The organism is Paraburkholderia sp. A1RI_3L (genome assembly GCF_048957895.1).
Taxonomy (GTDB): Bacteria; Pseudomonadota; Gammaproteobacteria; order Burkholderiales; family Burkholderiaceae; genus Paraburkholderia; species Paraburkholderia kururiensis.
Genome location: NZ_JARCHA010000008.1, coordinates 269,678 through 292,312 on the forward strand (window position 1 = coordinate 269,678; position 22,635 = coordinate 292,312).

18 protein-coding genes are annotated in these 22,635 nt (G+C 64.9%); 3 read left to right on the plus strand and 15 right to left on the minus strand.

Annotated elements, in window-relative coordinates:
- Window positions 1-82 precede the first annotated feature (82 nt).
- From mctP to PXJ20_RS21960, 9 genes are all read right to left on the minus strand, one after another.
- Entirely contained in the window at window positions 83-1,579 is a 1,497-nt protein-coding gene (gene mctP / locus PXJ20_RS21920) for a monocarboxylate uptake permease MctP (protein WP_421031154.1), read from the minus strand.
- Entirely contained in the window at window positions 1,576-1,788 is a 213-nt protein-coding gene (locus PXJ20_RS21925) for a DUF3311 domain-containing protein (RefSeq protein ID WP_421031155.1), read from the minus strand. The genes mctP and PXJ20_RS21925 overlap by 4 nt, the downstream gene beginning before the upstream one ends.
- A gap of 397 nt (window positions 1,789-2,185) precedes the next feature.
- A complete protein-coding gene (locus PXJ20_RS21930; RefSeq protein ID WP_421031156.1) occupies window positions 2,186-2,356 on the minus strand; it encodes a hypothetical protein in 171 nt (56 codons plus the stop codon).
- An 88-nt stretch (window positions 2,357-2,444) separates the two neighbouring features.
- The gene (locus PXJ20_RS21935; protein ID WP_421031157.1) at window positions 2,445-4,448 is read right to left on the minus strand and encodes a hydantoinase B/oxoprolinase family protein; all 2,004 of its coding nucleotides are present in this window, start codon (window positions 4,446-4,448) and stop codon (window positions 2,445-2,447) included.
- A gap of 32 nt (window positions 4,449-4,480) precedes the next feature.
- A complete protein-coding gene (locus PXJ20_RS21940; RefSeq protein WP_421031158.1) occupies window positions 4,481-6,529 on the minus strand; it encodes a hydantoinase/oxoprolinase family protein in 2,049 nt (682 codons plus the stop codon).
- Window positions 6,530-6,599: 70 nt separating this feature from the next.
- A complete protein-coding gene (locus PXJ20_RS21945) occupies window positions 6,600-8,495 on the minus strand; it encodes an ABC transporter ATP-binding protein (protein ID WP_421031159.1) in 1,896 nt (631 codons plus the stop codon).
- 1 nt (window position 8,496) lies between these two features.
- Window positions 8,497-9,432 carry an ABC transporter permease gene (locus tag PXJ20_RS21950; protein WP_114811257.1) on the minus strand — a complete coding sequence of 312 codons (936 nt, stop codon included), beginning with the start codon at window positions 9,430-9,432 and terminating at the stop codon, window positions 8,497-8,499.
- 53 nt (window positions 9,433-9,485) lie between these two features.
- The gene (locus PXJ20_RS21955; RefSeq protein ID WP_017777358.1) at window positions 9,486-10,439 is read right to left on the minus strand and encodes an ABC transporter permease; all 954 of its coding nucleotides are present in this window, start codon (window positions 10,437-10,439) and stop codon (window positions 9,486-9,488) included.
- A gap of 153 nt (window positions 10,440-10,592) precedes the next feature.
- Window positions 10,593-12,170, minus strand: a complete 1,578-nt coding sequence (locus PXJ20_RS21960; protein ID WP_421031160.1) for an ABC transporter substrate-binding protein — start codon at window positions 12,168-12,170, stop codon at window positions 10,593-10,595.
- A gap of 784 nt (window positions 12,171-12,954) precedes the next feature.
- On the opposite strand from PXJ20_RS21960, the gene PXJ20_RS21965 reads away from it, so the two are divergent.
- Window positions 12,955-14,760: a putative bifunctional diguanylate cyclase/phosphodiesterase gene (locus tag PXJ20_RS21965; protein WP_421031161.1), complete on the plus strand. Its 1,806-nt coding sequence runs from the start codon at window positions 12,955-12,957 to the stop codon at window positions 14,758-14,760.
- Between the two features lie 79 nt (window positions 14,761-14,839).
- Here PXJ20_RS21965 and PXJ20_RS21970 read toward each other — a convergent pair whose 3' ends face one another.
- Window positions 14,840-15,610 carry an IclR family transcriptional regulator domain-containing protein gene (locus PXJ20_RS21970; protein ID WP_017777355.1) on the minus strand — a complete coding sequence of 257 codons (771 nt, stop codon included), beginning with the start codon at window positions 15,608-15,610 and terminating at the stop codon, window positions 14,840-14,842.
- A 93-nt stretch (window positions 15,611-15,703) separates the two neighbouring features.
- Window positions 15,704-17,008 (minus strand): shikimate transporter, encoded by a 1,305-nt coding sequence (shiA, locus tag PXJ20_RS21975; protein WP_413214267.1) that lies wholly within the window; start codon window positions 17,006-17,008, stop codon window positions 15,704-15,706.
- A gap of 305 nt (window positions 17,009-17,313) precedes the next feature.
- Here shiA and PXJ20_RS21980 point away from each other — a divergent pair, with 305 nt between their 5' ends.
- On the plus strand, window positions 17,314-18,261 hold the full coding sequence (locus PXJ20_RS21980) for an SAM-dependent methyltransferase (RefSeq protein WP_421031162.1): 948 nt from the start codon (window positions 17,314-17,316) through the stop codon (window positions 18,259-18,261).
- Between the two features lie 253 nt (window positions 18,262-18,514).
- Window positions 18,515-18,748, plus strand: coding sequence for a hypothetical protein (locus PXJ20_RS21985; protein WP_126876519.1), 234 nt, complete (start codon window positions 18,515-18,517; stop codon window positions 18,746-18,748).
- A gap of 32 nt (window positions 18,749-18,780) precedes the next feature.
- Here PXJ20_RS21985 and PXJ20_RS21990 read toward each other — a convergent pair whose 3' ends face one another.
- From PXJ20_RS21990 to PXJ20_RS22005, 4 genes are all read right to left on the minus strand, one after another.
- Window positions 18,781-19,203 (minus strand): hypothetical protein, encoded by a 423-nt coding sequence (locus PXJ20_RS21990; protein WP_421031163.1) that lies wholly within the window; start codon window positions 19,201-19,203, stop codon window positions 18,781-18,783.
- Window positions 19,204-19,268: 65 nt separating this feature from the next.
- Entirely contained in the window at window positions 19,269-20,126 is an 858-nt protein-coding gene (locus PXJ20_RS21995) for a GntR family transcriptional regulator (protein WP_421031164.1), read from the minus strand.
- Window positions 20,127-20,214: 88 nt separating this feature from the next.
- Window positions 20,215-21,507 (minus strand): MFS transporter, encoded by a 1,293-nt coding sequence (locus PXJ20_RS22000; protein ID WP_421031165.1) that lies wholly within the window; start codon window positions 21,505-21,507, stop codon window positions 20,215-20,217.
- A gap of 81 nt (window positions 21,508-21,588) precedes the next feature.
- Window positions 21,589-22,626, minus strand: a complete 1,038-nt coding sequence (locus PXJ20_RS22005; protein ID WP_421031166.1) for an L-idonate 5-dehydrogenase — start codon at window positions 22,624-22,626, stop codon at window positions 21,589-21,591.
- Window positions 22,627-22,635 lie beyond the last annotated feature (9 nt).

A 22,635-nucleotide genomic window follows, 5' to 3' on the forward strand; every position in this document is an offset into this window, starting at 1 on the left:
CCTCAACGAAAAAGGCAGATACGCCACCACAGCGCATCTGCCTTCGATCAACAAAAACAGCAACTACAGAGGATCGCGAAGCTTAAGCCGCTACTTGCCGCTCCCCTTCCCGCTGCCGTGCCGACGTGGCGAGCGACACCACGAACGTCACGACGATATTCGCGGCCAGCGCGATGAGCCCGATATAGAGCGGATACACCGCACCGCCCACGTGCAAGGCGAACACCGGCTTCAGCCCTTGCGAAGCCGCGAGCCCCGTGCCGATCACCACGCCCACCAGCCAGCCGCACAGCAGGCCCGTGGAACTGAAGCGACGCGTATAGAGCGTGAACACCACCGACGGGAAGATCTGCAGAATCCACACGCCACCCAGCAGTTGCAGATCGATGGCGAATTGCGTGGGCAGCGCAACGATGAAGAGCAGCGCGCCGAACTTCACGACGAGCGACACGATCTTCGCCGTCGACGCTTCGCCTGCGGGCGACATCGACGGTGACACCAGCGGACGCCACAGGTTGCGCGTGAACAGGTTCGCGGCACCAATCGACATGATGGCCGCCGGCACGAGCGCGCTGATCGCGATGGCCGCCGCGGCGAAGCCGACGAACCACGACGGGAACAGCGTGCCGAAGAGCGCCGGCACGACGTCGCTCGGCGACTTCACGTGAATGCCCGCGGCAATCGCCATGTAGCCGAGCAGCGCGATCAGTCCGAGCAGCAGCGTGTAGGCCGGCAGGAAGATGGCGTTCTTCTTCACGGTGTCCGCCGATGCCGACGAGAGCACGCCCGTCATCGTGTGCGGATACATGAACGCCGCGAGTGCCGAGCCCAGCGCGAGCGATGCATACGCCGTGAACTGCGACGGCTTGAGCAGGATGCCCGTGGCACCGCCCTTCGCCTTGAAGTACGTATCGGCTGCGTCGAACACGTGACTGTAGCCGCCCAGCTTCACGGGAATCAGGCAGACGGCTGCGATCACGACGATGTAGATCATGATGTCTTTCACGAACGCGATCATGGCCGGTGCGCGCAGGCCGCTCGTGTACGTGTAGAACGCGAGAATCAGGAACGCGACGATCAACGGCAGTTCGCCCGATACGCCCAGCCCCTTGATGACCACCTGCATGCCCACCAGTTGCAGCGCGATGTACGGCATGGTCGCAACGATGCCCGTGATGGCGACGGCCGCGGGCAGCCATTTGCCGCCCAGCTCGCCGTGCACGTAGTCGGCTGCGGTGATGTGGCCTTTCGCGTGCGCCACCTTCCACAGCTTCGGCATCACGGCGAACACGAACGGGTAGACGATGATGGTGTACGGCAGCGCGAAGAAGCCGTACGCGCCCACCGCATACACGAGCGCCGGCACGGCGATCACGGTATAGGCGGTGTAGAAGTCGCCGCCCACGAGGAACCACGAAATGACGGTGCCGAACTGGCGGCCGCCCAGGCCCCACTCGTGCAGTTGCGTCAGATCACCGCGTTTCCAGCGTGCGGCCAGAAAGCCGACGATGGTCACGAGCGCGAAGAAGGCGATGAAGACGGTCATCGATACCGGATTGACGGGATTCAGCTCGTTCATTTGGTGCCCCGGTAGACGGCGTATAGCAGCAGCGAAGTCAGCGGCACCCACAGCAGCTGATACCAGTAAAAGAACGGGAAACCCGCAAAGGAAGGCCGGCTGTCGTTATAGAACGGCAGCCACAGCAACGCGGCATAAGGGAGCAGCAGGAGGATCCAGCGCCAGCTGCGGCGGGATCGCCCCTCGTCCGTACGAGGCATTTCAGTCATGGTCTCTTCTCCATGGTTCTGGTCGAAAGGGGACGCCATGCGCGGCGAAGACCACGCATGTCGCACGAACCGGGACTGCGAGAAATGGCTGGCAGGAAGGTGGGCGCACGCAAAGCGCGATGCGAGGCTGCCAGCATTGCCGAGGTCTCCGTCCTTGTTCTCGTTCGACGGGCTGCGGTGTTGTTGCCGCAAGCCGGATAGTCGAACTCTTTTGCGGGACGAGTATCCCCAAACTCAAAGGGCATCACAAGCGTGGAACCACGTAGGCAATCTACGTAGTTCTACATAGGTGGCTTGCAATCCTTTCGCGCGCGCAGGGGCAAGCGCGATGCGCTGTCTGGAAAACGTAAGGGGCCGCGCGTGGGCAGATCATGAGCGCACGCCGCGGCCCTCCGATTCAGCCCACGGACGGCTCCCCTTCGCCGGGCTGCTTGCCGGGCTTGTCTGCGGGGCTCGAATTTTCTCCGGCGTCGCGCGACGGCGGCAGCTTGCTGTTTTCGTTGTCGCTGTGGCGTGGCGGTTTCGGATGCTGCGGGTCCGGCGTCGTGTCGGGTCCGGTGGTGGCCATGGCAAGCTCCAGAGCGTCGGCTGATACGGGGCAAGGTAGCAAGCGCTGGACCTGCCCCGCATCATCTCCGTGCCACCATCCCGCTCGCTTAACCCGCCTTGCGCAGTTCCGGCAGCGATGCGGCCAGCTCCGCGTAGAGCGCATCGATCAGACCGGCGTTGGCGAGCTCCGCGTCGTTGGCCGCGATGCGTTCGTCGAGCGCCTCGAAGAGGCGGTGCTTCACGAAGTAGCGCCATTGCACGGGCACGCCCGCAAGAATGCGCGTGAGCGCCGCATACCGCTCGCGCGTCCACTTCGCTTCGAACGCCGTGCGGTAAGGCCCGAAATCGAAGGCCGGCGGCTGCGTGCCCGCGAGGCGCAGGCGCGCGTCTTCGCGCAGCACCTGCGTTTGCGCCTCATCGACCTCGCCGTCCGTGAGCGCAACGGCATACACGTCGCGTGCCTGCTGTTCCGTGACGTAACCGCGCAGCACGTCGTCGCGCACGCGCTCGATCTCGCGCTCCTCGGGCCGGCCATAACCGCCCGCGCCTGCGCCCACCAGCCGGATCACGTCGCCCGGGTTGCAGACCACCAGATCGTTGTTGCCCAGCTGCTCCTCGTGCGGCGTGCCGGGGTTCTTCGTGAAGCGTGCGTTAGCGCCCGCGCTGCCGCCACGCAGGCCCCACGACGCGAAGTGCGTGCGATCGCGATTGCGGGCCGTCACTAGCGTGTTGGGTGCGAACACCTTGAACTCCATGACGAGCCCCTGGCCGCCGCGGAATTGCCCCGCACCGCCCGAACCCGGCGCCACGCCATAGCGCGTAATGCGGATGGGCACCTCGGCCTCGTTGATTTCAACGGGCGTGTTGCGCAGGAATGCGTTGTTGGCGCCGGACCCGTCTTCGCCATCGTCCAGCGACATGCCGCCCGCGCCGCCGCCAATGGGCCCGATCGACGCCATCACTGTGCCCCCCTCGCGGTCCAGCGTCTTTACGCTGAGAATCGAGAGCCCGCCTGCGGGACACGCGGGCATCCGCTCCGGCACGGCCTGTGCAAATGCACCGAACGTGAGCAGGTGCAGCAGCTTGCAGGTCAGGCTGCGCATGCCGACCGCCGCGGGCCGCTGCGCATTGACCACGGTGCCAGGCGGCAGAATGCAGCGTGCTACACGCAAGAGCCCGCTGTTGAGCAGAATCGACGGATTGAGCGTGTAGAGCACGTAGACGAAGCCGACCAGCGCGAGCGCATGCCGTTCGCGTCCGCCCGTGGGCATGTTGAGCGACGACTGCAGTTGCGGGTCGCTGCCCGTGTAGTCGAATTCGACAGCGCCGCCGCGAATGCGCAGCGTGAGCGCCACGCGCATGGGCTTGCCGCGCACGGAGTCTTCGTCCGCGTACTCAGCGAAGAAATAGTCGCCGTCGGGAATGTCGCGAATGAGGGTCTGCGCCTGCTCTTCGGCGTAGTCGAGCAGCGCGTGCATGCCGGCCTTGAAGGCATCGACGCCGAAACGTTCGATGATTTCCAGCACGCGCCGCTCGCCCGTGTGCAGCGAAGCAAGCTGTGCGTGCAGGTCGCCCACGTTCTGGTCCGGCACGCGCACGTTGGCCGCCATGATGCGCAGCAGGTCTTCGTCCAGCACGCCTGCGCGCACGATCTTGGTGGGCGGAAAGCGGATACCTTCCTGCTCGATCTCGGTGAGCGTGCGCGAAAGCGACGCCGGCACGGCGCCGCCCATGTCGGTGTTGTGAATGTGCCCGCCCACGAAGCAGACAATCTCGCCTTCGTAGAACACCGGCTTCCACAGCACGATATCGGGCGTGTGGGTGGCGACGAAACCGCTATACGTGTCGTTCGTCATGCCGATGTCGCCGGGCTCGTAATGGTCGATCATGCCGATCACGGGACCGTAGTCGAGCCCGACGTACCACGTGGCGCCAAGCGTCTTCGGCGACGCGAAGGTGTGGCCCTCGGGCGTCATGATTGCGCACGAGAAGTCTTCCGTTTCCTTCACGAACGTGGAATGTGCGGTGCGCACGAGCGTGTAGGCCATGCTCTCCGCAGCCGCCACACAGTAGTTCGCGAAGATTTGCAGCACTGCCTTGTCGAATTGCATTTGCGAGGCTCCGTATCAATGGCTCAGTGGCTTCATTGCAGACGCTGCAGCAGGATCAGGTTCCCGTAAGCATCCACTTCGCCCGAGAAGCCGGGCAGCACGCACGTCGTGCAGTCGTCCTGAGCGATGACGGCCGGACCTTCGATACGGTGTCCCGCTAGCAGCTTCGCACGCTGAAAGAGCGCGGCGTCGCGCCAGGCGCCGTCCATCCACACCTTTACGGTGGTGTCGGGCTGGGCAGGCGACGTAGCGACCTCGATCTGCCGCAGCGCAGGTTTCGGCGTGGCCGACGAGATCACGAGCCGCAGCGCCACCACTTGAATGCGCGCATCCAGGTCGCTATGGCCGTAGAGCCGCGCGTGCTCGCGGTGGAACGCTTCGCTCAGCGCCGTGATGTTTTCCTCTTCGAGCCAGCGCAGTTCGAGCGGTGTGTCGATCTCGAACGATTGACCCTTGTAGCGCATGTCGGCAGAGACGGCGAGACGCGCCTCGCCTTCCTGCCCCTGGGTCTGGCCCGCGAGCCACGCATGTGCCGCGTGGCTCAGCGCCTGCGCGTCGTCACGGAGTTGACGCAGCGAGGCGGCGTCGAGATCGTAGTAGGTGGTCTTCACGAAGTCGTTCTTCGTGTCCGCGATCAGGCCGCCCAAGGCGCTCAACACGCCAGGCGTAGTGGGCACCACGACCTGTTCCATGCCGAGCGCGCGGGCGAAGTGACAGGCCAGCATGGGCCCTGCGCCGCCGAACGGCAGCAGCGAGAACATGCGCGGGTCGATGCCGAAGCGCGACACGATACGGCTCACGCCCGCATACATGCCCGAGACGGCGACCTCGACAATAGCCTCTGCCGTGCGGTACGGGTCGCTGCCCAGCTTCGCGGCCAGCGCCTCGATGGCGCGGCAGGCGGCATCGCGATTCACCTTCACGGCGTTGTAGCCGAGGCTCGCGTTGCCGATCACGCCCATCACGGCGAACGCGTCGGTGATCGTCGCGCGCGTGCCGCCCCTGCCGTAGCAGACGGGGCCGGGGTTCGAGCCCGCGCTTTCGGGGCCTACCTTGAGCACGCCGAACTCGTCCACCCATGCAATGGAGCCGCCGCCGTCGCCGATCGACGAAACGGACACCGAAGGAATATGAATCTGGAAGTCACCGATGTACTCGCCCGTCGCGTACTGCGGCTCGCCATCCACGATCAGCGCAACGTCTGCCGTGGTGCCGCCGATATCGAGGCTCATGCAGTAACTCAGTCCGCACAGTTGCGCAACGTATGCCGCGCCGATCACGCCCGAGGCCGTGCCCGAGAGAATCATCTGCACGCAGTTGCTCTTGCCGGCCTCGGCGCTCATCACGCCGCCGTTCGACTTGGTCACCTTCATGTCCGCGCCGATACCGGTTTCCCGCAGCGCGCGTTGCAGCGAAGAAAGATAGTGCGAGACCTTCGGCTGCACGTAGCCGCCAATAACGGCCGTGGACGTGCGTTCGTATTCGCGGATGATGGGCCACACGTCGCTGGAACACGACACGAAGAAGCCCGGCATCTCGCGTTCCACAATGGCCTTGACCTCCTGCTCGTGCGCCGGGTTGCGATACGAATGCAGCAGCGAGATCACCACACCTTCGCATCCCGCGCGCCGCAGCCCTTCCACGGCGGCGAGCACGCTCGCTTCGTCCACAGGCGTTTCTACCGTGCCGTCAGCCGCGAGCCGGCCTGTCACGCCGAACACGCGCTCGCGCGGCACGAGCGGTGCTGGACGCTTCGAGAGCAGGTCGTACATGTCCGGCCCCTTGAGGCGTGCGATATCCAGCACGTCTTCGAAGTGGCGCGTGGTGATGAGTCCGAGGCGCAGGCCTTTGCGCTGCACCACCGCGTTCACGCCCACAGTGGTGCCGTGCGTGAAGTACACCACTTCGCGTGGATCCACGCCGTACCGCTCGGCTAGCCCTTCCATGCCGCGCAGCACTTCGGTGCCTGGGCTTTCGGGCCGCGAAAACACCTTCAGCGTTTTCAGCTCGCCCGTCTCGTCGTCCAGCACGGCGAAATCCGCGAACGATCCGCCAATGTCCACTCCGATTCTTGTTGCCATACGTTTTCCTTAATACAACGAAATAACGTGCCTGGCGGATCATCGGCTGCTTCGCCGTGCCCGCGTCGCATCACACGATCGTGCCTTCGCCCAGGGCGGCGCCCTGTTGCAGGCGCATCAGGTCGTCCTCGGAACGGTGGCACAGCACGACGGCCCCGTTCGACAGTTGCCGCCGCGACGGCGCCGTCGTGTTGCACAACCCGTCCACGCGCATCGGACACCGCCCGAGGAACGTGCACAGCTCCACGTCTTGTGTGGCGGCCGCCACGGGCGGCAGCTCGCCATGACACCGCGCCGATGCCTCCTCCAGCCAGCCCGCGCGCAACTCCGGCGCCGATGAGATAAGCAGGTCCGCATACGGATGGAAAGGCGGCTCGCACAGCGCCGTGCGGTCGCCCGCTTCCACGCGATGCCCCGCGTAGAGCACGACGATGTCGTCGCTGATCGAACGCATCTTGCCGATGTCGTGCGTGATAAAGAGATACGAGACGCCGAGCTTGCGTTGCAGGTCCGCGAGCAGATCGAGAATGGCCGCACCTACTACGGTGTCGAGCGCGGACGTCACCTCGTCGCAGAGAATCAGGTCCGGTTCGGCCGCGAGCGCACGGGCCAGATTCACACGCTGCTTCTGCCCGCCCGAAAGCTCCGCCGGCCGTCGCGCGGCGAGCGCCGCGGGCAGTCGCACGAGTTCGAGCAGCTCGGCCACGCGCGCCTGGGCGCGCGCGCCCTTCATGCCGTGATAGAACGCGAGCGGCCGCGAAAGAATCTGGCCGATGGTGTGAGACGGGTTCAGCGCCGTGTCGGCGTTCTGGAACACGATCTGAATGCGCCGGAACTGCTCTTTCGTGCGCTGCTCCATGCGTGCCGGCATGGGCTTGCCGTCCAGCAATAGCTGCCCGCCGCCCACCGGCACGAGCCCGGCAATGACCTTCGCGAGCGTCGTCTTTCCCGAGCCCGATTCGCCGATCACGCCTACCGTCTTGCCGCGATGAATCACGAGGTCGACGTCGTCGAGAATGCGCGTGGCGGGCAACCCTTTGGCGTCGGCGCGTCCGTAGCCGGCCACGAGGCGCCGCACTTCGAGCAGCGGCCGTTGCGGCGCGGCACTGGAAGCAACGCCGGCCGCGGATGCGGACGTACCCGCCACGCCGTCGCGCACGCCACGCGGCGTCGGCGTAATGGCCGCGATCAGGCTCTGCGTGTAGCGATGCGCGGGCGCATGCAGGATCTGCTCCGTGCTGCCCACTTCGCGTATCTCGCCATCGCTCAGCACCACGATGCGGTCGGCCATCTGCGCGACCACGGCGAGATCGTGCGAGACGTACACCGCCGTCGTACCCAGTTCCTTCACGACCTTGCGGAATGCGATCAGCACGTCGATCTGCGTCGTGACGTCGAGCGCCGTGGTGGGCTCGTCGAGAATCACGAGTTCGGGGTCGGTGATCAACGCCATCGCAGCCAGCAGCCGCTGCAACTGCCCGCCCGAAACCTGATGCGGATAGCGTTTGCCGATGCGCTCAGGGTCGGGCAGCGCGAGCGCGCGAAACAGCTCGACGGCCTTGGCCTGCGCCGCGCTCTTGCTCAACGTGCCGTGAATCAAGGCACTTTCGATCACCTGGTCGAGAATCGTGCGCGCCGGGTTGAACGCGGCCGCGGCACTTTGCGCGATATACGAGACCTTGCGGCCACGCAACGCAGCGAGTTGATCGGGCGACAGCGAGCGCACGTCGCAGCCGCCCACGCGAATCGAGCCGCCCGCAATGCGACAGCCGCTGCGCGCGTGGCCCATCAGCGAAAGCGCGATAGTCGTCTTGCCCGAACCCGATTCGCCGATCAGCGCGAGCACCTCGCCGCGCGCCACGTCGAAATCGATGCCACGTACGATGGGTGTTTCGGCGCCGCCATCGGCCGAGCCGACCACGCGCAGGCCGCGCACTTCCACCAGGTTGCCGGTGTTCGCGTTCATCTCAGGCTCCCCCTACCGGCCGGCGCGCACGCAGGCGGTTGCCCGTGCTGCCGCGCAGACCGTCGATCAGCAGGTTCACGCCCACCGTGAGCAGCGCAATGGCAATGGCCGGCATCAGCACGACAGGCGCGCCATCGCCCAGGCATGCAATGTTCTCGCGCACGAGCGAGCCCAGGTCCGCGTACGGCGGCTGCACGCCAAGGCCCAGGAAACTGAGGCCGCTCAGCAGCAGCACCACGAACACGAAACGCAGCCCCAGATCCGCGAGCATGGGGTGAATCATGTTTGGCAGGATTTCGAAGCAACAGATGTAGATCGCGCTTTCGCCGCGCACGCGCGCCACCTGTACGTACTCGAGCGAGCTGATGTTCACGGCGAGTGCCCGCGCAATGCGATAGGCGCCGGGCGTATAGCTCACGGCGGCCGTGAGAATCAGCAGCGGCAGCGACGAACCGAACGCCGCCACCACCATCAACGCAAACATCTTGGTGGGAATCGAGCTGACGGCGTCGAGCACGCGGCTCATCGTTTCGTCCACAGCCTTGCCCGCCACTGCAGCGAGCAACCCAAGACTCGTGCCGACGAAGGCCGCCATGGAAGCCGCCGCCAGCGCGAGCAGCACCGTGAGGCGCGTGCCGTGAATGATGCGGCTCAGCATGTCGCGGCCGATGTAATCCGAGCCGAGCGGCAGCTTCGCGCTGAAGCCGGCGAACACGTCCGGCGACACAATGGCGCCTTCGGAATGCGGCGCGAGCCACGGCCCGACCACCGCGACGAACAGCATGAACGCCACCATCACGAGACCGATGCGTCCGCTCGTCGAAAGCCGGAGCTTGCGCCGCGCGCGGCGTGCAGGTGGTGCGGAACCCGCCGAACCGGTGGAACCACCGGCCCCGTTCGCACCGCCGGATGCGGGTTCCGGAAAGGATGAAGACATGCTGGCGCTCCTTGTCAGCGCGACCGGCGAACGGCGCAGGAAAGTGAGGCGGTTCATGTGCGCAACCTCGGGTTAGACACGATCGCGCAGAGGTCCGCGAGCGTGACGAGTATCAGATACGCGAGACAGAACAGCATCGTGCACGCCTGCACGAGCGGAATGTCGCGATTGCTCACGGCATCCACCATGAGCCGCGCGAGCCCCGGATAGTTGAAGATGGTTTCCACGATGATCACGCCGCCCAGCAGATACGACAGGCTCAGCGCCACTGCATTCGCGATAGGCCCGATCGCGTTGGGCAACGCGTGACGCAGTACGACGCGCGCGGGCCGCGCGCCTTTGAGAATCGCCATTTCCACATACGACGCGCGCAATTGCTCGACCACGGCGGCACGCGTCATGCGCGCCATCTGCGCGACGATCACGCAGCACAGCGTGATGACGGGCATCGCGTAGGCACGCAGGAACTGGTTGAACGTTTCGATCTCGCCGCCATACGACAGCGCGGAAAGCCAGCGCAGCTTCACGGCGAAGATCAGCACCGCGAACGTGGCGATCAGGAATTCGGGCGTGGCCACCAGCGACAGCGTGCCGAGGCTCACAATGCGATCGAGCAACGTGCCCTGCTTCACGGCGGCCAGAATGCCGAGCCCGATGGCGAACGGCACGGACACCACCGTCGTGATGGCAGCCAGCGACAACGACTTCGGCAGGCGGCCCGCAATGAGTTCGCTAACGGGCATGCTCGCCGAAAGCGACGTGCCGAAGTTGCCGTGTGAGATGCCCGCGAGCCAGTGGAGATAACGCAGCCAGGCGGGCTGGTCGAGCCCGAACTGCTGGCGCAACGCGGCCACAGTGTCGGCCGTGGCCGCCTGGCCCATCGCCTGCTGCGCCGCGTCGCCGGGCAGCAGGTTGGTGATCGTGAAAATGATGAGCGACACGATCAGCAGCATGAGCAGCGTCAGCGCGAGGCGCCGCACGATCAACGAAGCAACGGTCTGGTTCATGGTTCCTGCCCGGTAGAACGGCTAGACGCCCAACAGCACGGTTGCGATGACGCCGGCCGCGCGTGCCACCGCGCAGCCGGCCTGTCGTATGGGCCCCGACAACGTCGGGAGTACGGCGCGCGCCGCATCAACGCGCGCCTGCGCCCGCGAGCATCAGGCTTCCCACCACACGTGCTCGGCAAACGAGAAGCCCATCATCGCCCCGGTCGGGATGGAACCCAGGCCCTTCAGGCGCTTGTCGTAGCCATCCAGCAGGCTCAGGAAGGTGGGAATGCCGATGCCGCCTTCCTTGCTCACGAGCACCTGCATGTCGGCGTACATCTGCTTGCGCTTGGCGTCGTCGGTTTCGGCGCGCGCGGCGAGCAGTAGTTGATCGAACTTCGGGTTCTTCCACCCGGACTCGTTCCACGGCGCATCGGACTTGAAGAACTGCGTGAAGAGCACGTCGGCGCTGGGACGCGGATTGATGCTGCCGAAGCCGAGCGGATGCTTCATCCAGTGGTTCGACCAGTAACCGTCCGCGGGCACGCGGTTCACCTGCAGGTTCATGCCGATCTTCTGCGCGCTTTGTTGCATGAGCACGGCCATTTCGATCGAACCGTTGGCGTCCGAGGTGGCGAAGACGGGCGGAATCGCCGCGCCGATAGCGCCGGCTTTTTGCAGATGGAACTTCGCGCGGTCCAGGTCGTAGGGACGCTGCGGCAAGCCCGCGAAGTAGTAGCGGTGTCCAGGCGGAATCGGCTGGTCGTTGCCTACCACGGCAAAGCCGCGAAACACGGCCGTGCGGATCTGATCGCGATCGAACAGATACTTCATGCCTTCCACGAAGTCCGGGTTGCCGGTGAGCGGGTTGTCGCGCCGCATGATGAGGTCGGTGTAGAGGCCCGACTTCGTTTCCTGAATCGCGTAGCCCGGCGTGGACGCAATGCGTTGTGTGGCACGCGGATCGACGCCGTTGATCAGATGCACGTCGCCCGAGAGCAGCGCGTTCGCGCGGGCCGCGTCGTCGGAAATGCCGATCAGTTCCACCTCGTCGAGGTAGGGCTTGCCCTGGCGCCAGTAGTTGTCGTTACGCACGCCCACCGTGGTGACGCCGGGTTTGAAGGTCTTGAGCTTGTAGGGGCCCGTGCCCACTGCGGTGGCGAAATCCGTCGTACCGTCGCGGATGATGACGAGCTGCGGCGTGGCGAGAATAACGGGCAGATCGGCATTCGGCTGCGTGAGCGTGATGGTCACTTCGTTCGGGCCGGTGGCCTTCACGTCGGCGAACTGGTCGGCCAGCGACTTCACCTTCGACGCCGTGGCCGGGTTCTTGTGGCGCAGCAGCGAGTACGTCACGTCGGCGGGCGTGAGCGGCTTGCCGTCGTGAAAGGTCACGCCCTTGCGCAGCTTCACGACCCACGTCTTCGCGTCCGTCGTGTCCAGCGACTCGGCTAGCGCGGGCTGCGGCGTGAGGCTCGGGTCGAACTGCGTGAGCCCGCTGTAGATCATGAAAAAGCGGATGTAGTCCGAGCCCGAGGAGCCCTTCGCAGGATCGAGCGTATCGGATGTGGATATCGACTCGTAAGCCGCGCGTACCTTGCCGCCGCGTTTGGGCGCATCGGCCGCGAAGGCGCTCTTCGCCCCCGCAAGCAGGCCTCCCGCGCCCGAGGCCAGCATGCCGCCCAGAGCCAATACACGCATCATGTCGCGGCGGCTGAAACCACCCTGTTTGATTTCATCGTCGTTCATGGAACCTGCTCCTCGGACAAAGGGAAAGTGACCGCAGTGTTTTATGCTGCCGCTCCTGGTATCGCTCGCCGCGCCTTTTGCTGGTCGCCTGCAAGGTCTCCTGCGCCCGCCGGGGTCCGCGCCTCGCCTGTCTGGCAAAGCTCACCGCCTGCGTGCTGATTGAATTTAAGCATCGCCAAATTAATGGAATGTCCTGATTCGCGAAGGCGCGCAATCGAAAGTCGCCGTTTTGATGGGCTCCCGCAGCAGGAATTGCTATGGCCGCGGCAGCGCCCTCTGCACGAGGGCCGGAGGTTGGGGTTACACCTTAGAGCGCGCGGTCTGCCCGGGCAATGCGTGACGTGCGGCAATGATTTGCAAGGATTTCGTCCCGCCGCGCGGTTGCAGGTGCGGACAAACCCCCAAAATGCTCAAGCCGGGCCGCTCTGCTGCCGTTTACGGGAGTAGCAGCACGCGGCTTCGCGGGGCGCGGGCTTCCAGATTCCAGATCCGCGCCGCAGGCAGCAGCCGCAAGGAGACTGCACTCACATTGCTACATTGAAGTCGTTTCTGAATACGTCAGCGGGACATCATGACAAGTCGCCCGGTTCATCGCGCATGGATACTCCGCTGCAGACGCGCCGTCGAAAGATGCGCAAGGCTGTTCGCGGTTCCGGCGGAGAATCCCGAGCTCATCCGCTCGCAATCCGCTGCGCTTTCCACGCAGATTCCTCTGCTGTATTTCATCCTCGTCACCAACAGCGTGGCGCTTGCACTCACACATCTACACTCGGCGCCCATGTGGATGACCGTCTGGGCGCCCGGCGCCTTGTGCGGCTTCTGCATCGTGCGGCTCTTCTGGTGGCGACGCATTCGCAACGTCGAAGTGGATACGGCCACGCACCTGAGGCGGCTGCGGCTCACGCTGCGCCTCGTGCCCGTGCTCGGCGTGCTGTTCACGGCCTGGGGTTTTAACCTCTACCAGTACGGCGACGCCTATGCCCAGGCGCACGTGGCGTTCTACATGGCGATCACGGTAATCGGCTGCATCTTTTGCCTGATGCACCTGCGCGGCGCGGCGCTCATGCTGGCCGCCATCGTGATCCTGCCGTTCGCGGTGTTCTTCTCGCTCACGGGCAACCTGGTATTCATGCTGATGGCGGCGAACCTGCTGCTCGTATGGGTCGCGATGATCTTCGTGCTGCTCGTGCACTACCGCGATTTTGCGCGGCTCGTGGAATCCACCGTGACGCTCAGGTTGCGCCAGGCCGAAACGCAGCGTTTGAGCGACGAGAATTTCCGGCTCGCGAATCTCGATTCGCTCACGGGCCTGCCGAACCGGCGCGCGTTCCTCGCGCACATCGACAGCATGGCGTCAGCGGCGGACAGCAACAGCGCGATCCGGCCGAAAGGCGCGAGCCCTATCGTGATCGGGCTCATCGATCTGGACGACTTCAAGCTCGTCAACGACGCCTACGGCCACAGCACCGGCGACCGCGTGCTCGCCGAAGTGGGCCGCCGCCTGCTGGACGTCAGCACGAACCCGGTGTTCTTCGCGCGGCTGGGCGGCGACGAATTCGGCATGCTGCTGCGCGAAAACCTCTCTACAGACGAATTGATGGCCCGCGGCCGCGTGCTCTGCCGGCTGCTTCAACAGCCGTACGAATTGGGCGACCTCACGCTGCGGCTCACGGCATCGGTGGGTTTTGCGGCGTCGGACGGTCCGGTCGAGCGCCCCGAACTGCTCTTCGAGCAGGCCGACCACGCGCTCTACTACGCCAAGCAGAACGCGCGGGGCGAACCGGTCATCTTCTCGCACACGCATGAAAGCGAGCGGCGCCGCATGGGGCTCATCGAACAGGCGCTCGCACATGCGGACCTCGAGCACGAGCTAACGGTCGCGTTCCAGCCTATCGTCGAATTGCCGAACCACCGTATTCTGGGTTTCGAGGCGCTGGCGCGCTGGACGCATGAGCGGTTAGGCGAGGTGCCGCCTGCCGAATTCATCGCGTGTGCGGAGCGCTCCAACCGCATCCTGGTGGTGAGCGAAGTGCTGCTGAAAAAGGCGCTGGCCGAGGCGCGGCGTTGGCCCGACGACACGTGGGTGTCGTTCAACCTTTCGGCGCGCGACATCGGCTCGCCCGAAGCGACGCAACGCATCGCCGACATCGTGCTCGCGAGCGGCGTGCCGCCTCATCGCATCGAGATGGAGATCACCGAAACGGCGCTGGTGAGCGACTTCGATCTGGCAAGCGAATCGCTGCGGCTGCTCAAGCAACTGGGCGTGCGCATTGCACTCGACGACTTCGGCACCGGCTTTTCAAGCCTCACCTACGTGCACCGACTGCCGCTCGACAAGATCAAGATCGACCGCAGCTTCGTGAGCGACATCGTGCACAACGCGACGGGGCAAAGCGTGGTGAAGTCCATCGTGGATCTGTGCCGCAACCTCGATCTGGACTGCGTGGTGGAAGGCGCCGAAGACGAGGAGCAGGTGCGCATTCTGCACGAGCTGGGGTGCCGCAAGATGCAGGGCTATCTGTTCGGCAAGCCGATGGCGGGTGACGCGGCCTGTGCGCTGCTCAGCCGGGAAACGATTCAGGCGGCTTGAGTTGCCGGCAGTCTGAATGGCGGGCGGCAGGCGCGGAAGGCCAACGCGGCCGACCGCACGGCTCGCACCCTTTAGCGATTCAAAGCACGTTCAGCATCGCCAGCGCCGTTTCCTGCATGTGCGGCAGCACGCGCTTGAGCGATGCGTCCGCCGTCTCGTCGCCCATCGGCATGTTGGTGCTCAGTGCCGCCACCACCTGGCCGTGCCGGTTTTTCAGCGGAATGGCGATGCCTCTCACCCCCACTTGCAACTGCTGCTCGATGATCGCGTAGCCCTTCGCGCGGGCGCGGCGAATGCTCGTCAGGAGCTTCGCGGGGTCCGTGATGGTGTGCGGCGTGAAGGGGTGCAGCGGGGTCGAGTTGAGCCAGTCCACCACGGCGTGCTCGTCCGGCTCGAATGCGAGCAGCACGACGCCCGCCGACGTGAGCGGCGCCGGCACGCGCGCACCCAGCACGAAACCCGTGGTCATCACACGCGAGGAGCTGTTGCGCGCGATGAAGACGAGTTCCCATTCGTCGAGCACGCTCACGTACACGCCCTCGCCTATCGCCGCGCTCAGTTGCTGCAGATACGGTTGCACCATGCGCGGCAGGCGCGCCGAATCGAAATACGACCAGCCGACGCGCAGCACGCGCGGCGTGAGGCCGAAGAGCTTGCCGTCGGTGTAGAGATAGCCCAGATGTTCGAGCGTGAGCAGATAGCGGCGCGCGGCGGTGCGCGTCAAGCCCGTACGCTCCGCAGCCTGGGTAGGCGTCATGCGGGGATGGGTGTCGTCGAAGGCTTCGAGGATCGCGAGGCCCTTTTCGAGGCCCGCGATCCAGTCGCGCCTTGCCAGCGGTGTCTTGCTCATGGGTGTAGCGGCTGATGCCGTTAGATCGTTGCGCGCGCGGCTGTCGAGCCGCGGCGCAATGTGTTGCGGATCAGGCCTTTTTTTAGGCCTTTTTCACGCTTTTTTCATGAAGGCGGCGACGATCAGCGAGATCGCGCAGCCGGCACAGAGATACGCGGCCACGAGGTGCCACGAGCCACCGGCAAAGCTCACGAGCGCCACCGCGATGAACGGCGTGAAGCCGCCGCCCACCACGCTCGCGAACTGGTAGCCCACGCCCGCGCCGCTGTAGCGGTACTCGGCGCCGAACAGTTCGGTGAAGAGCGGCTGCTGGACGCTTACCACCATGTCGTGCGCCATGTTGGCAAGCAGCACGGCGAAGACGGTGATCCAGACCACCGAGCGCGACTCCATGGCCAGAAAGAACGGCACGGCACACGCAAGGCCGATCAGCGCGCCGATCATGTAGATGCGGCGCAGGCCGAAGCGGTCGGCCAGCCACGCAAAGCACGGAATCGTTACGCAGCTCACGGCGCCCACGAGCAGGCTCACGTTGAGGAAGAACTCGCGCGGCATGCCGAGGTTCGTCGTGGAGTAGCTGAGCGCGAACGCCGTCACGATGTACATGGAGAACAGCTCGGCCAGACGCAGCGCAACGATCAGCAAAAACGCCTTCGGATGCCGGGTCAGCGCCTCGATCACGGGCATGCGCAGCTTGCGGTGGCCCTTCTCGACCTTTTCCACGAACTCCTGCGACTCCGCCATGCTGGAACGCACCCACAGACCGATCAGCACGAGCACCACGCTAAACACGAACGGCAGGCGCCAGCCCCACGACTTGAACGCGGCGTTGTCGAGCAGATGGCTGAGCAGCGAGACGAGCCCCGTGGCCAGCACGAGCCCCACGCCATAGCCCACCTGCACGCCGCTGCTGTAGAACGCCTTCTTCTTCGCCGGCGCGGATTCCACGGCCATCAGCGCCGCCCCACCCCACTCGCCGCCCACCGCGAAGCCCTGAATGGCGCGCAGCGTCACGAGCAACACGGGCGCCCACCAGCCGATGCTCGCGAAGGTGGGCAAGAAGCCGATCAACATGGTGGAGAGGCCCATCATCATGACCGTGAGCACGAGCATGCGCTTGCGGCCGAGGCGGTCGCCGAAGTGGCCGAATACGATGCCGCCGAGCGGCCGGAACAGGAAGCCGACGCCGAACGTCGCGAATGCGGCGAGCGTGCCCATCGTGGGGCTCACGTTCGGAAAGAAGGCGCTGTTGAACACGAGCGCCGCGACGATGCCGTACAACAGGAAGTCGTACCAGTCCACCACCGCGCCGACGAAGCTGCCGAGCGCCGCCCGCCGGGCTTCGCTGCGCGTGTTGTCCCCGTACGCGAGGCGCGATGAATCGACGGCTGAATGCATGATGTGTCTCCTGAACTTTCTATCTGGATATGTCTTCGGCGCGGCGGCGAGCGTTGCGCGGATCGCCGCCGCCATGCGCGCCACGGTGATATCGTCCGTGGCTTGCAGGATAGTGGCGGCAGCCGCACGAGAGCAATCGGGCCCGAAATGTCGACGTTCGATAATCGCACGCCCGCGTGCAATAGTCGAACGCTCCTCGGGTTAGCACCAGGCGCCGTCGCGCTTCGAAAAGGCAACGTCGCTCTGCTTGCGCCGCCCGTGTCCTGTCGGGATGCATCGGTCAACGAAAGGTAAGTGCAAAAGTCATGGAAAAAACCACCTCGCTTTCAGACGCCGCGCAAGGCCGGCTGATCTCCCACGGGCCCGGCGAAGAAGCAAGCTTTGAGGCCGTGCTGGAATCGGCCAGGTCGCGATTGCGTGCGGCCCCGGCGCTGCCCGGCGTCACGCTCGACCAGCAGTTGGCGCTGCTCGACGAACTCTCCCGCTTCGAGCTGGGCCGCTTTCTGTTGGTGAACCGCGGGCTCAACGCGTGGTGGACCCATCAACTCGTGACCTACGACCCCTCGGCGGCACACGCGAATTCCCTCACCGATCTGGAGCGACGCGTGTTCGAAGCATTGCCGGCCACGCTCGCCACGCGTCAGCGTTTCGGCATCTTTCGCGAGCAGTTGCAAAGGCGGCTCGCGCCCGGCATGGCGCTGGCATCGGTGCCGTGCGGGCTGATGGGCGAACTGTTGCTGCTCGACTACGAGGGGCTCGAAGACGTCACGCTGACGGGCATCGATCTCGATCAACAGGCACTCGATGCCGCGCGCAAGCTCGCCGAAACACGCGGGCTGAGCGAGCGCGTAACGCTGCGCCGCGAAGACGCCTGGTCGCTGTCGCTCGAAAACGCCGTGGACGTGCTGACCAGCAACGGCCTGAACATCTACGAGCCGGACGACGTGCGCGTCGTCGCGCTGTACCGCTCGTTTTTCAAGGCGCTCAAGCCGAGCGGCACGCTCATTACGAGTTTCCTCACGCCTGCGCCCACGATGTCGGCCGACTCGCCCTGGGACATGGCGAAGACGCAGCCCGCCCTGCTCCAGCTGCAATATCTGCTGTTCGTGCGCGTGATCGATGCGAAGTGGAGTGCGTATCGCACGCATGCCCAGACGGCGCAGCAACTCGAAGAAGCCGGTTTCACGGAAGTCGAATTCATCGACGACGATGCGCGGATGTTCCCCACCGTCATCGCGCGAAAACCAGCTTGAAACAAGGCATGAACCACCAGGACTGCGATGGCGCGAAGGAGTGTGAGCGCCGCCGCCGAGCGGGAAAAACGGCAAGGTTAACACCGCTCGCGGAAAGTTAACAGCGGTACGTGCACGGTATATCGCCGATGCACATTTTGCGTGTGCCGTGAGCAACATTGTCCTGGTGTTTGTGCGCGCTTCCTGGCAAGCTATCTCTCTACGTTGGCTCGCGGCCCGAACACCGCGAAGACCATGAACAATGGAGAGTCCTATGGCAATGAGCTCGCATTCACGGGAAGCAAGCGCGGCGGAGCGATTCGTTTGGGCAACGCGCAAGGTCGATATGGCGTTTCGCGCGACGCGTGCCGAGCCGTCCGCAACGGACAGCGCGCAGCGCGATCACTCGCGCGCCGTGCTGGAACTCGAACAGGCGTTGGACGAACTGGCCGCCGCGCAGGCGCTGTTCGACGCCACCGTGCGCAAGAGTTCGGCACGCCGCTCGTAGCAGGCTGCGCACGCGGCCCGCGCAATCCGCAGTCAGCGCTGAGGCGGCTGCGGATTGTTGGCCGGATTCGTATCGAACTTCGCCACGCGCTCGATACCGCTACCCTCATTCACGAGTACCAGTAGCTCACGCTCCAGCGCGTCCGCCACATCCTTCCCGTACACCTCGTCGCCCTTCACGTACACCGTGAACGACTTCAGGTATTTCGCCTGTTTCGCGGGGTTTTCGATCGTGTCTTTCGTCCACTGATAAAGCGGATATCTTTCGACGCCTTCTTTCTCGGCCTCGCTGACATAGCCGGCAAAGGCGTCGTACTGACACACCAACTGCGCGCCATGTCGTTGCAGCACCTCGTGCAACGGCGCGTACGCGTGCCCGGAGGGATCGCTGCGCAGCCCGGGCGCCAGCGCCTCCGAAGCCGTGAGTCTGAGCTGGAACTGCCACGCGTTGTCCATGTTCGCCTCTCTTCGATGGATTCGTGCACGCGGGTGCCCCGGCTCGGCCCGCGCTCAGGTGGACTTCAGGTGGAAAGCGGAACGCGCTCGGGCTCGTCGGCCTCGAACCAGTCGGGGTTGCGTGCCGCGATGGGCCCGAGCGAGACGAGTATTTCACGCAGATGCGCGCGCATTGCTTCCTCCGCGGCGCCGGCATCGTGAGTGCGCAACGCCGCCAGAATCTTTGCGTGCTGACGGATCAGCAAATCGAGCGGCGACACCTCGGGCAAGCTGAGGTAGCGCACGCGGTCCATCTGCGCCTTGATGTCCTGAATGGTGTCCCAGGCGGCAGTGCAGTCGATGGACTGCGCGATGGAGCGGTGGAATGCTTCGTCGAGTGTGAGGAACGCTGCCGTGTCGTTTGCGCGCGCCGCGACTTTCTGTTCGCGGATGTTGTCGGCAAGGTCCTGCAACTGGGTGTCGCTGATCGATGCAGCGGCCTTGCGCACCACTGCCGTTTCGATCGCTTCGCGGATGAACCGCCCTTCGCGAACCTGGCGCGGCGAGATGCGCTTCACGAAGGTGCCACGCTGCGGCAACACCTGAAGCACGCCTGCTTCCACCAGCTTGATGAACGCTTCACGTACGGGCTGGCGCGAAACATGGAACATCTCGGAGACTTCCTTTTCCGAGAGTGGCGTGCCGGGCGTCATGTGTCCCACGAAAATGGCCTCACGCAGCGCACGAAAAATCTGCTTGCCGATGGGTTCGTGCGAATCGTGCTGCACTTGATCGGTGAGGTCGGGCAGTGCGACGCGTGCCGCAGCCGTGCTTGCGGCACGCCCCGCGCGCGTGACACGCGACACGCGTGGCGCCGCAGCGCGCGGAGCGACAGCCGGGTCAACACGCGCAGTGGCGGAGGTACGGTTCGAAGCGGATTTCATCTCGGTTGAGCGGAGCAGATGGGCAGAGCACAGTCCAGTAAAACGCGGCAAGGCGTGAACGGCGTGGACTGGCTCGAACCGCGCCATCCTACCACGCGCGTTTCACGCTCAAAGCCCGTGCACGAGGCTCGCGAATCCAGATAGCCGAGCAGATCGATCCGAGTACGGCCACACCGCCTGCCAGCACGAAGGCGCTGCCGTACGCACCATGCGTGGCTTCCACGATGAAGCCGGTAATCGCGGGGCCGATCACGCCGGCGAGGTTGGCGAGCAGGTGCACGAAACCGCCTGCACCACCCACGTGTTCGCGCGGCACCGTGTCCTGAATCACGGCCCAGTACACGGAGCCAGTAACGTACAGGAAGAAGATGGCAAGCGACATCAACGTCACCGCGCCGCTCACGCTTGCCACACGGCCCGCAAGTGCGACGCACACTGCCGTGGCGCCAAGACAGACGGCCAGCACGATGCGGCGAGACAGCAGCGCCTTACCGGTCATGCGCAAAATGCCGTCCGACACGAAACCGCCTAGTGCGAGCCCGATGCTGCCGAGCAGCCAAGGAATGACTGTGGCAAAGCTCATGTCGCGCAGGCTCAGATGATGTGCCTCGGTCAAGTAAGTGGGGAACCACGAGAGAAAGAAGAACAGCACGTAGTTGTACGAGAAGAACGCGAACGCCGTGGCGAGCACGAGCGGCTTGCGCAGGTAGTAGCCGAGCGGTGCGGCAGCGCCCTCCGGCGCGAGCGTGGCAGATTCTTGCCCGGCCTGTCCGGCCTCGATCAGCGCGAGTTCCTCGCCGGAAATGCGCGGATGGTCGTGTGGACGCTCGGTCGTCGTCGTGACCCACAGCACGAGCCATGCGAGACCCAGCAGCATGATGCCGACGAATGCCCAGCGCCAGCCGAACTGCACCGCGAGATAGCCGACCACAGGCCCCGCCAGCGCACCGCCCAGCGGCGTACCCGAACTGATCACGCCGATGGCGCTCGCCACTTCGCGGCGCGGAAACCAGTTGTTGACCATCTTGCTGTTCGTGGAGCTGAACGGCCCTTCGCCCATGCCGAACAGCACGCGCAGCACGATGAGCGAAACGATTCCTGTGGCAAGCGCCGTGGCTCCGCAGAAGATCGACCACACGCCCATCGCGACACCGAATACGAGCTTCGCACCCAACCGGTCAGACAGCACGCCGCCCACGAAGTTGAACAACGCGTAGCCGATGAAAAAGCTGCTGAAGACGATGCCGAGCTGCGCATGCGAGAAGTGCAGGTCCTGCTGGATCAGCGGCGCCGCGATGGAAAGCGCCGCGCGATCGAGATAGTTGATGATGCCCGCGAGAAAAAACAGGGCGACGACGAACCAGCGCTGACTCCTGATCATGAAGTGTCTCCTGATATTCGCCTCTTGACGGGCGTCTGGTGAAAAACATGGGACCACAGATGCGGCCAGGTCCGGCGGTCGTTAATCGAAACTCAAATGCACCTTCATCGACTGCGAACGGTCATGGGCAATCTCGAATGCCCGATTCGCTTCGGCAAGCGAAAACGAATGCGTCATCAAAGGGCTCAGGTCGATGCGGCCCGATGCGATTTCATCGGCTGCAACCGCGTATTCGTTGGCGAAGCGAAACGAGCCCATGTAGCGAATCTCTTTCGACATCACGAGGTTGGCCGCCACCGGCGATTGCCCTGCCGGCAGATTGCCCACCTGCATCACCGTGCCGCCCGCACGCACCGAACGCAGCGCGGTATCGAGCCCGGCAGGGCTACCCGAGGCTTCGATCACGACGTCGAACGTGCCGCGCTGCGCTGACCAGCCGGCGATCTGGTGGGTATCCGCGGCGTTTACGGTTTCGTCTGCGCCGACCGAACGAGCCACTTGCAGCGCCTTGTCGGAAAGATCCACCGCCACCACGCGATGCGCCCCTGCACGCCGCGCCACGGCAAGCAACAGGCATCCGATAGGCCCGCAGCCGACGAGCAACACGCGTGCGCCCACGAGCGAGCCGGCCTGCTTCACCGCATGCAACGCGACGGCAAGCGGCTCGGCCATCGATGCCTGCGCGAAGCCGAGGCTTTCCGGCACCGGCACGCACTGCGTCGCGCTCACCACGATGAACTGCCGGAACATGCCCTGGCTGTGCGGAAACGTGGACGCGCTGCCCATGAAGCGCATGTCGAGGCAATGGTTCGGCATGCCCATGCGACAGAAGCGGCACGTGCCGCACGCGAGCCCCGGGTTCACGGCCACGCGCTGCCCTCGCACGAGGCCGGTCACGTCTGCACCCACGCAGTCGATCTCGCCCGCGGCCTCGTGCCCGAGGATGAACGGCTCGCGCACCGCGAAGTCGCCGCTCTTGCCCTTGAAGTAATACGAGAGGTCCGATCCGCAGATGCCGCCCGCGCGTACGCGCACGCGGACCTGGCCTGCGGCGGGTTCGGGCGGATCGAATTCGTCGATACAAATGCGTTGGGGCTCATGTAATACCGCAGCCAGCATGGTCAGCTC